Genomic DNA, 13297 nt, shown 5'->3' with positions numbered 1-13297 from the left:
GTTAAGCTATAAGTCGTAATTAACTGTTTTAGTATGCCTCTTCGCTACATCCGATTCGCGCGGCTAATGAGAACGTTGATGACTGGAATATCAATCTTCTCATTAGTCGCGAGGCTGTAGGAAGAATAAGCCAATGCTACCCGAGATGCTCAGGTAGCCTTACAAAAAGGGTATTATTGTGTTAAATCCTATTGTTCGTAAATTCCAGTACGGTCAACATACCGTCTCGATTGAAACAGGCATGATTGCTCGTCAAGCATCAGCCGCAGTTATGGTTAACATGGATGACACCGCAGTATTTGTGACTGCCGTGGCACAGAAAAAAGTTAAAGAAGGCCAAGATTTCTTCCCTTTAACGGTTAACTATCAAGAGCGTACTTACGCTGCCGGCCGTATCCCAGGGAGTTTCTTCCGCCGTGAAGGTCGTCCTGGTGAAGGTGAAACGTTAATCGCTCGTTTGATTGACCGTCCACTGCGTCCTCTGTTTCCAGAAGGTTTCTTGAACGAAATCCAAATTATTGCAACCGTTGTGTCTGTTAATCCACAAGTTAACCCAGATATCGTTGCGATGATCGGTGCATCTGCAGTATTAGCACTGTCAGGTGTTCCATTCAATGGCCCAATCGGTGCTGCGCGTGTTGGTTTTATCGATGACCAATATGTTCTGAACCCAACGGCTGATGAACTGAAAAAAAGCCGCTTAGATTTAGTCGTTGCAGGTACTGACAACGCAGTATTGATGGTTGAATCTGAAGCTGAGCTGTTAAGTGAAGAGCAAATGTTAGGTGCAGTGGTATTTGGCCATGACCAACAGCAAGTTGTTATTCAGAACATCAATGAATTAGTTAAAGAAGCGGGCAAAGAGAAATGGGATTGGCAGCCAGAGCCAGTTAACCAAGCCCTGCATGATCGCGTGGCTGCATTAGCAGAAAGCCGCATGGGTGATGCTTATCGTATCACTGAGAAACAAGAACGTTACGCACAAGTTGATTTAATCAAAGAAGAAGTCACTGCAGTATTAGTTGCGGAAGACGAAAACGTTGATGTATCTGAAGTGTCAGATATTTTAGCTAACTTAGAAAAGCAAGTTGTTCGTACTCGTGTTATCCGTGGTGAGCCGCGTATCGATGGTCGCGAGAAAGACATGGTTCGTGCACTGGACGTTCGTACGGGTGTTTTACCACGTACTCACGGTTCCGCACTGTTTACGCGTGGTGAAACTCAGGCGCTGGTAACGGCAACTCTGGGTACTGAACGTGATGCGCAAGTTATCGACCAATTAATGGGCGAATACACTGATCGCTTCTTGTTCCACTACAACTTCCCTCCATACTCTGTTGGTGAAACAGGCATGGTAGGTTCACCTAAACGTCGTGAAATCGGTCATGGTCGTTTAGCGAAGCGTGGTGTGTTAGCGGTGATGCCAGATCACGCTGATTTCCCATACACAGTCCGTGTTGTTTCTGAAATTACTGAATCCAATGGTTCATCATCAATGGCGTCTGTTTGTGGTGCATCATTAGCACTGATGGATGCAGGTGTACCAATCAAAGCCGCTGTTGCTGGTATTGCAATGGGCCTGGTGAAAGAAGGTGACGATTTCGTTGTTCTGTCTGACATCTTAGGTGACGAAGACCACCTAGGTGATATGGACTTTAAAGTTGCAGGTAGCCGTGAAGGTATCAGTGCACTGCAAATGGACATCAAAATCGAAGGTATCACACGTGAAATCATGCAAGTTGCTCTGAACCAAGCAAAAGGTGCGCGTCTGCACATTCTTGGTACAATGGAACAAGCGATTAATGGTCCACGTGAAGAAATCTCTGAATTTGCACCACGCATTTATACAATCAAAATTAATGCAGACAAAATCAAAGATGTCATCGGTAAAGGTGGTTCAGTGATCCGTGCATTAACGGAAGAAACTGGCACAACGATTGAAATCGAAGATGATGGTACTGTGAAGATTGCAGCAACTGATGGCCTGAAAGCGAAAGAAGCAATTCGTCGTATTGAAGACATCACCGCTGAAGTTGAAGTCGGTCGCATTTACCCAGGTAAAGTGACGCGTATCGTTGATTTCGGTGCATTTGTTGCAATCGGTGGCGGTAAAGAAGGTTTGGTACATATTTCTCAAATCGCGGATAAACGCGTAGAGAAAGTGACTGATTACCTGCAAATGGGTCAAGAAGTTCCTGTTAAGGTATTAGAAATCGACCGTCAAGGCCGTATTCGCCTGAGCATGAAAGAAGCCGTTGCACCAACTGAAGAGTCAGGTGCACAGCCACAGGACTCAGCAGAGTAAGCTGACCTAAAAAACAGCACCCTACATTGTAGGGTGCTATCGGCCAATTGGCTGAAACCATAATTTGTAAAGCGTGGTAATGTAAGGACGGAGTATGCTGAACAGTATCTGTCTTCGGGTGAGAGATTATCGCACGCTCCCGCGTGTGCTCTTGGCGCTTATCTTTTTTGTTATTATTGGATGTAGTAGCAAAGATTGGCGAAAGAACGAGGTATTTGCCGTTCCTCTTCAACCTTCATTACAGCAAGAAGTGATATTGGCTCGTATGGAACAAATCCTTGCGAGCCGATCTTTAACCGATGATGAGTACGCACAGCTTTTATATGAGCGCGGTGTGTTGTATGATAGTCTCGGTTTAAGGGCGCTGGCACGTAACGATTTTTCGACTGCGTTAGCCATACGTCCTGATATTCCTGAAGTTTTTAATTTTTTAGGGATATATTTTACGCAGGCAGGCAATTATGATGCTGCCTATGAAGCGTTTGATTCTGTTTTAGAGCTTGATCCAACTTACAATTTCGCGCGGATGAATCGTGGCATCGCATTATATTACGGTGAACGGTACAAACTAGCGCAGGATGATCTGCTGGCGTATTATCAGATAGATCCAAATGATCCTTTTCGTACTCTGTGGCTTTATCTCGTCGAGAAAGACATAGACCCGCGTATGGCGCAAGATAATCTTGCTGCCCGCTACAACCAAGCGGAGAAAGGGCAATGGGGCTGGAATATCGTAGAATTCTATCTTGGCAATATCAATGAAAATACATTGATGGCGCGTTTGAAGGAAACATCTACGGATAACACTTCGCTCGCTGAGCATCTCAGTGAAACTAACTTCTATTTAGGTAAACATTACCTAAGTCTGGGGGATAAGGATAGCGCACTTGCGTTATTCAAACTGACGGTAGCTAACAACGCTCACAGCTTTGTTGAACACCGCTATGCATTGTTGGAATTGGCGCTGTTAGGCCAAGAACAAGACGACCTTTTAGAATCGGGCCAGCAATAGCTGACGAACATTTCATTGAAAAATTTTTAAGTCATCATCCCTCGGGGTGAAGGCCTATTTGTTCGTTTAATAAACACAATTTGAGCCAGTTCACATTTTAAATGAAAATGACCGAAATAATTTTCCGATGGTTATGTAAACTGGCTGCCACTATGTATGAGGCACCTTTACATGACTACTGAGACCGATATTTCTTTTGCTGAGTTAGGTTTATCAGCATCTATTTTGACAGCACTGAACGACCTGGGATACGAAAAACCCTCTCCAATCCAGCAACAATGTATTCCATTGTTAATGGATGGCAACGATGTATTAGGTATGGCACAAACAGGTAGTGGTAAAACCGCTGCATTTAGCTTGCCATTACTGCAAAACATTGACCCAGACTTGAAAGCTCCGCAAATTTTAGTGCTTGCACCAACTCGTGAGTTGGCTGTACAAGTTGCTGAAGCAATGAGCGATTTCTCTAAACATATGAACCGCGTGAACGTTGTTGCCCTGTATGGTGGTCAACGTTATGACGTGCAATTACGTGCATTGCGCCAAGGGCCACAAATTGTTGTGGGTACACCAGGTCGTCTGCTTGATCACCTGAAACGTGGCACGTTAGATTTATCTAAATTAAAAGGCTTAGTCTTAGACGAAGCTGATGAAATGCTGCGTATGGGCTTCATTGAAGATGTTGAAAACATCATGAGCCAAATTCCAGCAGAACACCAAACTGCGCTGTTCTCTGCAACAATGCCTGAGCCAATTCGTCGTATTACACGTCGTTTTATGAAAGACCCGAAAGAAATTCGTATTCAGGCTAGCATTACAACTCGTCCAGATATTGCTCAAAGCTATTGGACTGTGTACGGTATGCGTAAAAATGAAGCGTTAGTACGTTTCTTAGAAGCAGAAGACTTTGACGCAGCGATTATTTTCGTGCGTACCAAAAATGCAACATTAGAAGTCGCTGAAGCGTTAGAACGCAATGGCTACAACAGTGCGGCACTAAACGGTGACATGAACCAAGCACTGCGTGAACAAACTTTAGAACGCTTAAAAGATGGCCGTTTGGATATCTTGATCGCGACTGACGTTGCAGCGCGTGGTCTGGACGTTGAGCGTATTAGCTTAGTGGTTAACTACGACATCCCAATGGATGCAGAGTCTTACGTTCACCGCATCGGTCGTACTGGCCGTGCAGGTCGTGCAGGTCGTGCATTACTGTTCGTTGAGAACCGTGAGCGCCGTCTGCTGCGTAACGTTGAACGTACCATGAAGCTGACTATCCCTGAAGTTGAGCTACCAGATGCCGATCTGCTGAGCCAACGTCGTCAGGCGAAATTTGCTGAGAAAATTCAACAGCAATTAGAAAGCAGTGATTTAGACCAATATCGTTCACTGTTAGCGAAAATGTCTCCATCAGAAGATGTGGATATGGAAACGTTAGCTGCGGCGTTATTGAAGATGGCTCAAGGTGAACGTGCTCTGATCCTGCCACCAGATGCACCGCGTCGTCCACGTCGTGAATTCAATGACCGTGATGACCGCCGTGGTGGTGACCGTCGTGACCGTAATAGCAATGGCAACGGTTTTGACCGTGCAGAGCGTGGCGAACGTGGTGGCCGTCGTGAGCGTCGTGATGTTGGTGACATGGAAATGTACCGTATCGAAGTTGGTCGTGATGATGGTGTGGAAGTTCGTCACATTGTTGGTGCGATTGCTAACGAAGCGGATATCAGCAGCCGTTATATCGGTAATATCAAATTGTACGGAACTCACTCGACAATTGAATTACCAAAAGGTATGCCAACAGATGTGCTAACTCACTTAAGCCGTGCGCGTATTTTGAATAAACCAACGCAAATGCAACTGATCGGTGATGCACAGCCATTCGAACGCCGCGGTGGCGGTGAGCGTCGTGGTGGCCCACGCCGTGAAGGTGGTAGCGAAGGTGGTTTCGGTGCAGGTCGTCGAAATGACCGTGGCGGTGAGCGCCGTGGTGGTGGTGAACGTCGTGGTGGTGGTAACCGTGACCGTGGTAATTCCGCTCCACGCCAAGATGGCCCGAATGCGGCACCTCGTCGTCGTAGCAGCAGTCATAACGCGTAATTGCTAGGTTTTAGGGAAGTTATTCCCTAATAAAATGAAAACCCGCACTTCTTGGAAATGCGGGTTTTTTGTTAGCCATTTTTACCTAAGTATGTAGTAGCGATAAAGCGTTTTTTCTAAATCTTGTGCTGTGCTGATAAAAAGTAGGATAACAACGTGATTTGTTTGCATATCAAATTCATATAAACAACGATACTGGCTAGTTATATCGATTCGCTCCCGAATTAGTAGACCATTATCGGCTAACATTTGATTTGGGCGATAACACTTAGGATCTTCTGATATTGCTCTAACGGATGATAAAAGTAGCTCATCAACAAACGCGGCTGCTTGAACACTGCTCATAAAATTGATTTTAAACGATTCTACATCCTGTAGTGACCATAATGCAGTTTCTGCGAGGGTGACCGTATAGGGGTGTTCCATCACAATTTCCTTTCATTATTTTCTTGCTGCACGTAATTTTTCTAGCGCTTCTTCTGGTGATAAGGTTCTTTTATTTTTAACATCATCTTTTGCTGCCATCACCAATTTTAGCAGCGCATTTGCTTGGCGCTCTCTTTCCCTTTCTTTTAGCTCTATTTCACGTTCTTCACTTGTTTGGATAAACAGCTCAGATTGCCCATTTTTTGTTACAAAAACGCCGCCCTTAAAGAGCTCAGGGTTACCAAGGCCTTCACGTGCTGCTTTTTGCGACATTGTATTAGACATATTTTGTTCCTATAAATAGTGAACACACAACCCAGAATAACGTATTGTGTATTTTTTGAACTTATATTTCTGATTATAGAAAAAATCAGTTAGATGTACAAATTTATTATTAATTTATACACCAAGTTTGTTCGTAGGAAGTTGAAGCGTCACTCAAACCAACCCCAGCGCCTCTTTTAGCGGCTTTAGGTAGCGGCGGCTGACAGGAATATGTTCACCAGAGCTGAGCACCAACTCGGCTTGCCCGCTATCACCAAACAAAATTTCATTCAGTTGGGTCATATTCACCAAATATTGTCGGTGGCAGCGCACCAGCGGGGTACGCATCTCTAATGTGCGTAGTGTCAGCTCAGTAAAACCTTCTTGTCCTTGTGTGCTCATCACATAAACACCGCTCATACGCGATGTGACATACAAAACTTCATCAAGCTTCATTAAGTAAATACGGCTATGGCCTGTACACGGGATAAATTTCAGCGGTTCATTGTTGCCCAGAAGTTCAAGGTTCTGCTTTTGCTTACCTTGGCGTAAGCGATTTAAGGTTTTTTCGAGTCGTTCAGGTTCAAGGGGTTTTAACAGGTAATCAAACGCATGTTCTTCGAATGCTTGGATGGCAAATTCATTGAAGGCGGTCAGAAATACAATATAAGGGCGGTCTTCGGGATCCAACATGCGCACCATTTCTAAGCCTGTTAGTCGCGGCATTTGGATATCAAGAAAGACCACATCAGGCTTTTTTTTATGAATGATGCCTATTGCCTCGATGGCGTTCGCGCATTCACCAATAATGTCAATATCATCGTGTTCTTCGAGTAAGCAACGGACGTTTTCCCGCGCAAGGGGTTCATCATCAACAATTAATACATTCATAGGGTTACATTATCATTATTAGGGTGCCGCCAAGTACGGCAGACGGATTTTCATTCGGGTAAATTTTTCTGGTTCATGTTCTACGTTAATGCCATATTGTTCGCCATATTTTAAGCGCAGGCGTCTATCGACCAAGCCCATCCCAAGGCCATCACTTTGTTTTGCTGGTTTATATAACCCCGCATTGTCCTCTATTTCGATATATACATGTTCACTGCCGATATAGCTGCGTATTGTAATATATCCTGTCTCTAATAACTGTGAGGTGCCGTGTTTAATTGCATTCTCAACAAGGGGTTGCAAGGTAAATGCGGGCAGTTCGACGTGTTTAGCTTCTTCTTGAATTTCAATATGGATTTGCAAGCTATCTTGAAAACGCGCTTTTTCTATCTGTAAATAGGCATTGATATGTTCGATTTCCTCACCCAAGGTAGCGCTTTGTTCTGGACGTTTGAGGTTATTACGGAAAAAGGTCGAAATATATTGAACCAACTGCCCCGCTTGTTGGCTGTCTTTGCGGATCACGGCCTGCAACGTATTGAGTACATTAAACAAAAAGTGAGGATTCACTTGGGCATGGAGTAGTTTCACTTCCGATTGCAGTAGTGACTGTTTATTGCGTTCGTATTGACCCGCTAAGATTTGTGCAGAAAACAAGCTGGCAATACCTTCGCCTAATGTACGGTTAATTGAGCTAAATAAGCTATTTTTGGCCTCATAAAGCTTTATGGTGCCAATGACTCGGTCATTTTCACCCCGTAAGGGGATGACGAGAGCAGAGCCGAGTTTACACGTTGGGCACAGAGAACACTTATAGGGTGTTTCATTGCCATCAGCATAAACAACTTCGTTATTATCAATGGCTTGTCTGGATTGATTGGATGAGATTGGTGTGCCAGGTCGGTGATGGTCTGCACCGATACCAATAAAGGCGAGTATTTTTTCTCGATCCGTAATTGCAACCGCGCCAATTTCGAGTTCTTGATAAATAATTTTGGCGACCTTCATACTGTTATCTGCATTGAAGCCTTTGCGTAAAATACCCTCAGTGGTTAAGGCGATTTTAAGGGCTTGTGCAGAAAAGGCAGTGGTGTATTTTTCCACAATCGCACGTCTGTCGAGCAGAATACGAATAAACATGGCAGCGCCAATGGTATTCGCGACCAGCATTGGTGCGACAATACTTCTCACCAGTTCAACCGCTTCATCGAAGGGGCGAGCCAATAACAGGATAATGAGCATCTGAAGGACTTCAGCAACAAACGTGGCACAACTGGCGGTAACAGGGTTAAAAATTTTATTAATTTCACCGCGTTTCATATAGTAACGATGCACCAACCCACCAATTAGCCCTTCCACAATCGTCGAAACCATACAGGCAAATGCACTCATTCCCCCTAATGAATAACGGTGGATCCCACCTGTAAAACCGACAGCAAATCCAACAGCAGGGCCACCAAGTAAGCCGCCTAATACCGCACCAATAGCACGAGTGTTAGCGATGGAGTCATTGATATGCAGGCCGAAATACGTCCCGATAATACAAAACACAGAGAAAATCAGGTAACACATCACCTTATGAGGTAAGCGGATAGTGACCTTTAATAATGGAATGACGAGCGGAGTGCGGCTAAGGGCCCAAGCAATAACCAGATAGACGCACATTTGTTGGAGTAATAGTAAAATTAAATCAAATTCGTACATGCTTGTCATATGCTCGTCATATTTCACATTGTGGGGGTGTTGACTGCGTTCGGCTACTTGGGTCACATACTGATGTATGCTCCCCAAGATATCCTCTCTAGTCGCCTACCCACAATGCGAACTATTTAGAGCATGGCTCGTCATATTTCACATTGTGGGGGTGTTGACTGCGTTCGGCTACTTGGGTCACATACTGATGTATGCTCCCCAAGATATCCTCTCTAGTCGCCTACCCACAATGCGAACTATTTAGAGCATGGCTCGTCGTGTTTCACATTGCGGGGGTGTTGGCCGCACTCGGCTACTTGGGTCACATACTGATGTATGCTCCCCAAGATATCCTCTCTGGTCGCCTACCCACAATGCGAACTATTTAGAGCATGGCTCGTCGTGTTTCACATTGCGGGGGTGTTGGCCACACTCGGCTACTTGGGTCACATGCTGGTATATGTTCCCAAGATATCCTCTCTGGTCGCCTACCCACAATGCGAACTATTTAGAGCATGGCTCGTCGTGTTTCACATTGCGGGGGTGTTGACCGCACTCGGCTACTTGGGTCACATGCTGGTGTATGTTCCCAAGATATCCTCTCTGGTCGCCTACCCACAATGCGAACTATTTAGAGCATGGCTCGTCATATTTCACATTGTGGGGGTGTTGACCGCACTCGGCTACTTGGGTCACATGCTGGTGTATGTTCCCAAGATATCCTCTCTGGTCGCCTACCCACAATGCGAACTATTTAGAGCATGGCTCGTCGTGTTTCACATTGCGGGGGTGTTGACCGCACTCGGCTACTTGGGTCACATACTGATGTATGCTCCCCAAGATATCCTCTCTGGTCGCCTACCCACAATGCGAACTATTTAGAGCATGGCTCGTTAAATTTTGCATTGTGGTAAGTGGAGAATTCGGCGATTTCACGACAGACTTTTTAGCGCTGTGTATGAGCGGAATTATTCACTTGGGCTATCTATTTTTAATATTTATTTTCTTCGTAATTATACCGTAAGTCATTGGTTAAGTAATCGACATTTGAATTAGGGTGTTTCATCACTATTTGACATAAGAAAAAAATCGATTCAATATTAGACAAAGACCTGCCTTTTCGTGATCTTGCGCACGAATATATTAACGCTATACCTAATTTTCTTGTCATACTCTAGGGATAATAGTTTCCCCCGTTATTATTTAAGGTTCGCATAAATAATGAAAAAAAGAACAATAGTACTGATTTTGCTGATGCTTATCTTAATTGCAGCAGCGGCGTTGTTTCATTCCCATAATCAATATTTATTGTTACAGGGAGAAGTGGATGCGCCTGAAGTGATTGTGACTTCAAAAGCCAAAGGACGTGTGATGGAACGGCATGTAGAGCGTGGCGATGATGTTAAACAGGGACAATTATTGTTAACCCTTGAAAGCCCTGAACTGCAAGCACAGTATGAAGCTGCAAAAGCAGCAAGAGACCAAGCCAAAGCACAACTTGACCAATCTCTAAATGGGACACGAGCGGAAACTATTCGCGACTTACAAGCATCGTTAGCGCAAGCCAATTCGCAATACCAAAATGCATCCCGAGAATATGCGCGTTTAAGTAATTTAAAAAGCAAAGGCTATGTTTCAGCAAATGAGCTGGATAATGCACGTAAAGCCAAAGAGGTTGCTTTCTCACAAGTCCAAGGGGCAAAAGCCCGTTTAGATGAAGGGCAACATGGGGACCGTATTGAGCAGCGTCACCAATATGAGGCGGCTTTACAGCAAGCAGAGCAAAAACTGGCTGAGATCCAAGTACAAATTGATGATTTACAGGTCAAAGCCCCTGTCGATGGTGAAGTTGGCCCCATTCCTGCCGAAATTGGTGAGTTATTCAATGCGGGGAGCCCGCTGGTATCACTGATCCGCCTACCGCAAGCATATTTTATTTATAATCTGCGCGAAGATATTTTAGTGGGTGTGAAAAAAGGCGATAAAGTTCAGCTCGATATCCCCGCTTTAGGTAATAAAATGGTTGAGGCAGAAATTCGTTATATTGCACCAAAAGGGGACTATGCGACGAAACGAGCGACGCGTGCAACAGGGGATTTTGACTTAAAAACCTTTGAAATTCGTTTATATCCTGTTGAGCCAATCGATGGGTTAAGACCTGGTATGAGTGTGTTATGGCACTGGGATAAGTAAAGGTGTTGCCATGAAATTAAAGTTCGCTTGGCACGGCTTTGAACATGCTTTTAGCCGCGAAACACAAATGGCTATCCGTAGCCCTGTTTTTCATTGGTTGAGCTGGTTGTTCCCGCTGATGTTGTTTACGTTAGTTAGCGCTAACTTTTCTGAGGGAACTTTGATGGATCTGCCTGTTTCGGTGGTGGATGATAACCATAGCCCAGTGTCTCGGCAAATTATTCGCGATCTGAATGCGGGACCTCATGCAGATGTAAAAACGGTGGACGATAACCTCAGTACCTCCATTAAAAGGCTGGGGAGCTCAAAAGACTACGCATTATTGTATATTCCCCATAATTTCGAAGAGGATGTTCTTCGCGGGCGTCAGCCTGAATTACGGATGTATTACAATGCATTATTTTACGCGTCAGGGAGTTACGCTATTCAGGACTTTAGTGGGCTGGTGGCAGAACTCAATGCGAAATACCGTCAAGAAATGGCAAAGTCGATGGGGAAAGCCTTGCCGCCGTTAGCGCAAGTGACACTTTCCTATGACAGCTTGTTCAATCCAAGTGGCAGTTATATTTATTATCAACAGTTTGCCGCGACAATCCATATGCTCCAACTGTTTGTAGTAACGGCGACAATTTACACGATGTCGCGCGGTACGACTTTGCAGAGTGTCAAGCCTTTTGCCACTGCTTTGTTAGGTAAAATGGCACCTTATACGTTATTTTTCAGTACATTATTATCCATTGAACTGGCAGCATTAGTCACAATTTTTGACGCCAAAGTGATAGGGAACCCGCTGTATATGATTGTGGTTGGTTTCTTCTATGTGATAGCGGCGCAAAGTATCGGGTTGTTGCTCTTTAGCTTTACCTCGAGCGCCATCATGGCTTACAGCTTAATCGGGATGCTAGTGAGTATCGCATTAGCTTTCTCTGGGATGGCTGTGCCTGAATTAGCGATGATTTTGCCTGCGCAGATTATTTCGAATATCGAGCCGTTAACTCATACGCTTAATGCAATGTTTGATATTTTCTTACGAGAAATTTCGTTTGGTCGGATAGTCGAAGTCTGTTTGTTTTTACTGATTTACCCTGTTGTTACCGCTTTTTTAGTGCGTAAGCGTTTGGTGAAACGATTGGAAACCCAAGGAGGCGCTGCATAATGACTGTGTATTTTGCGACCTTCCGGAAAGTGTTACTTGGGATGCTAGAAAAACCTATGTGGCTGCTCCTTTTGGTGTCACTGTGTGTGATGAGTTTGGTGTATGCGAGACCCGTATTATGGGACTTACCTGTTGCGGTGATTGATATGGATCACAGCACGGCGAGCCGCGAATTGATCCGTGATTTAGATGCGACCCCTAAAGTGCAGTTGCACGGTTATGATAATCTTGCGCAAGCTCGCCAAGATATGATTGCTCGAAAATTATTTGCGATAATTATCATTCCAACAGATTTTCAACAACATTTATTAAGTGGTAAAAATATTACCGTGCCTGTGTATGGGGATGCAACAAACCGCTTGGCGAGTGGGCAAATTCAGCAGGAGCTTTCTAAGGCGTACCAAACATTGCTTAATGCCTATAACACGCAATTATTAACCAAAGCGGGTTATAGCCAAGAACAAGCCAAGGTCATTATTACCCCTGTGCGTAGTGAAACAGAGCCCTTGTATAACCCAGGTGTTAGCTTTGCGGCGATTGTTTTCCCAGGCTTGTTGGTTATGCTGTTACAACACTCCTTGTTGATTGCTTGCGTGCGAGTCAGTATTGCTGTTCGTTCTACACCTAAAGGAAAACCGCCGTTAGCTGTTTATTTAGGGGCATTATCGGCGTTGATCCCGATTTGGCTGTTTTTATCAACGGTATTTTTTGCCCTTTGGCCATGGGTATTGGGGTTCCGACAAGAAGCGCCACTGTATGTGATTTGGTTGTTTACTTTCCCATTCTTGTTAGCTGTACTTGGCCTTGGCAAGTTGGTCACGGAATGCTTACGCAGTGTGGAAATGATTTACTTAACATTGGCGTTTATCACTACACCCGTGTTTTATATGTCAGGTACGATTTGGCCGTTACAAGCCATGCCCGATTGGGTGCGAATGATAGCCTCTGCACTGCCGTCTACATGGGCAACAAATGCCATGGCTGGCCTTAACCAAATGGGCTTACCGTTTAGTGATGTACTTATGGATATTGTGATGATGCTGACGCTAGGCGTGATTTATACCGTCATCGGGGTCTTTATTGGTATGCTGCGTGATGGGGAGTTACGTCATTTAACTCACTCGTTTAACCGCTGGCGCAGGCATCGGCATTAATATTTAATAGTGTTTATGGTTTATTGGAAAAGGTAACTTAGAGAGAGAGTGTGACTAATTTATCGGCAAATGCTATACTAAGCCATAATGTAGCCACAATGTAG

The 13297-nt window shown here is 44.6% G+C and carries 10 protein-coding genes; 6 read left to right on the top strand and 4 right to left on the bottom strand.

The features are described 5' to 3' along the window. Positions 1–178: 178 nt before the first annotated feature. The 3 genes from pnp to ACE2AL_RS18635 all read left to right on the top strand — a co-directional run bounded on the left by pnp (position 179) and on the right by ACE2AL_RS18635 (position 5417). Complete coding sequence (gene pnp / locus ACE2AL_RS18645) at positions 179–2305, top strand: polyribonucleotide nucleotidyltransferase (protein WP_206083235.1); 2127 nt, start codon at positions 179–181, stop codon at positions 2303–2305. Between the two features lie 94 nt (positions 2306–2399). Then, positions 2400–3317, top strand: a complete 918-nt coding sequence (gene nlpI / locus ACE2AL_RS18640) for a lipoprotein NlpI (protein WP_241016799.1) — start codon at positions 2400–2402, stop codon at positions 3315–3317. A 171-nt stretch (positions 3318–3488) separates the two neighbouring features. Beyond that, positions 3489–5417, top strand: a complete 1929-nt coding sequence (locus tag ACE2AL_RS18635) for a DEAD/DEAH family ATP-dependent RNA helicase (RefSeq protein ID WP_206083237.1) — start codon at positions 3489–3491, stop codon at positions 5415–5417. An 81-nt stretch (positions 5418–5498) separates the two neighbouring features. Here ACE2AL_RS18635 and ACE2AL_RS18630 read toward each other — a convergent pair whose 3' ends face one another. From ACE2AL_RS18630 to ACE2AL_RS18615, 4 genes are all read right to left on the bottom strand, one after another. Then, positions 5499–5843 (bottom strand): type II toxin-antitoxin system RelE/ParE family toxin, encoded by a 345-nt coding sequence (locus tag ACE2AL_RS18630; RefSeq protein WP_272539533.1) that lies wholly within the window; start codon positions 5841–5843, stop codon positions 5499–5501. Positions 5844–5858: 15 nt separating this feature from the next. Next, positions 5859–6128: a hypothetical protein gene (locus ACE2AL_RS18625; RefSeq protein ID WP_094961647.1), complete on the bottom strand. Its 270-nt coding sequence runs from the start codon at positions 6126–6128 to the stop codon at positions 5859–5861. 153 nt (positions 6129–6281) lie between these two features. After that, positions 6282–6998 carry a two-component system response regulator BtsR gene (gene btsR, locus ACE2AL_RS18620; protein ID WP_206083240.1) on the bottom strand — a complete coding sequence of 239 codons (717 nt, stop codon included), beginning with the start codon at positions 6996–6998 and terminating at the stop codon, positions 6282–6284. Positions 6999–7016: 18 nt separating this feature from the next. Next, complete coding sequence (locus ACE2AL_RS18615) at positions 7017–8702, bottom strand: sensor histidine kinase (RefSeq protein ID WP_206083781.1); 1686 nt, start codon at positions 8700–8702, stop codon at positions 7017–7019. Positions 8703–9911: 1209 nt separating this feature from the next. Here ACE2AL_RS18615 and ACE2AL_RS18610 point away from each other — a divergent pair. Genes ACE2AL_RS18610 through ACE2AL_RS18600 form a run of 3 tightly spaced genes read left to right on the top strand, consistent with a single transcriptional unit; the run spans position 9912 to position 13193 of the window. Continuing rightward, positions 9912–10883: an HlyD family secretion protein gene (locus ACE2AL_RS18610; RefSeq protein ID WP_206083242.1), complete on the top strand. Its 972-nt coding sequence runs from the start codon at positions 9912–9914 to the stop codon at positions 10881–10883. A 10-nt stretch (positions 10884–10893) separates the two neighbouring features. Beyond that, the gene (locus tag ACE2AL_RS18605) at positions 10894–12039 is read left to right on the top strand and encodes an ABC transporter permease (protein ID WP_206083244.1); all 1146 of its coding nucleotides are present in this window, start codon (positions 10894–10896) and stop codon (positions 12037–12039) included. After that, positions 12039–13193 carry an ABC transporter permease gene (locus tag ACE2AL_RS18600; protein ID WP_375083760.1) on the top strand — a complete coding sequence of 385 codons (1155 nt, stop codon included), beginning with the start codon at positions 12039–12041 and terminating at the stop codon, positions 13191–13193. The genes ACE2AL_RS18605 and ACE2AL_RS18600 overlap by 1 nt, the downstream gene beginning before the upstream one ends. The last annotated feature ends 104 nt before the right edge of the window (positions 13194–13297 follow it).

The sequence above is a fragment of the Providencia xihuensis genome, from assembly GCF_041953405.1.
Lineage (GTDB): Bacteria > Pseudomonadota > Gammaproteobacteria > Enterobacterales > Enterobacteriaceae > Providencia > Providencia vermicola.
Note: the sequence above shows the minus strand (reverse complement) of the source record. Positions and strands in the feature narration are given on the sequence as shown.

Excerpts from the sequence above, each read along its gene's own strand:
- nlpI (WP_241016799.1), top strand. The coding sequence starts at position 2,400 with ATGCTGAACAGTATCTGTCTTCGGGTGAGAGATTATCGCACGCTCCCG.
- ACE2AL_RS18635 (WP_206083237.1), top strand. The coding sequence starts at position 3,489 with ATGACTACTGAGACCGATATTTCTTTTGCTGAGTTAGGTTTATCAGCA.
- ACE2AL_RS18630 (WP_272539533.1), bottom strand. The coding sequence starts at position 5,843 with ATGGAACACCCCTATACGGTCACCCTCGCAGAAACTGCATTATGGTCA.
- ACE2AL_RS18625 (WP_094961647.1), bottom strand. The coding sequence starts at position 6,128 with ATGTCTAATACAATGTCGCAAAAAGCAGCACGTGAAGGCCTTGGTAAC.
- btsR (WP_206083240.1), bottom strand. The coding sequence starts at position 6,998 with ATGAATGTATTAATTGTTGATGATGAACCCCTTGCGCGGGAAAACGTC.
- ACE2AL_RS18615 (WP_206083781.1), bottom strand. The coding sequence starts at position 8,702 with ATGTACGAATTTGATTTAATTTTACTATTACTCCAACAAATGTGCGTC.
- ACE2AL_RS18610 (WP_206083242.1), top strand. The coding sequence starts at position 9,912 with ATGAAAAAAAGAACAATAGTACTGATTTTGCTGATGCTTATCTTAATT.
- ACE2AL_RS18605 (WP_206083244.1), top strand. The coding sequence starts at position 10,894 with ATGAAATTAAAGTTCGCTTGGCACGGCTTTGAACATGCTTTTAGCCGC.
- ACE2AL_RS18600 (WP_375083760.1), top strand. The coding sequence starts at position 12,039 with ATGACTGTGTATTTTGCGACCTTCCGGAAAGTGTTACTTGGGATGCTA.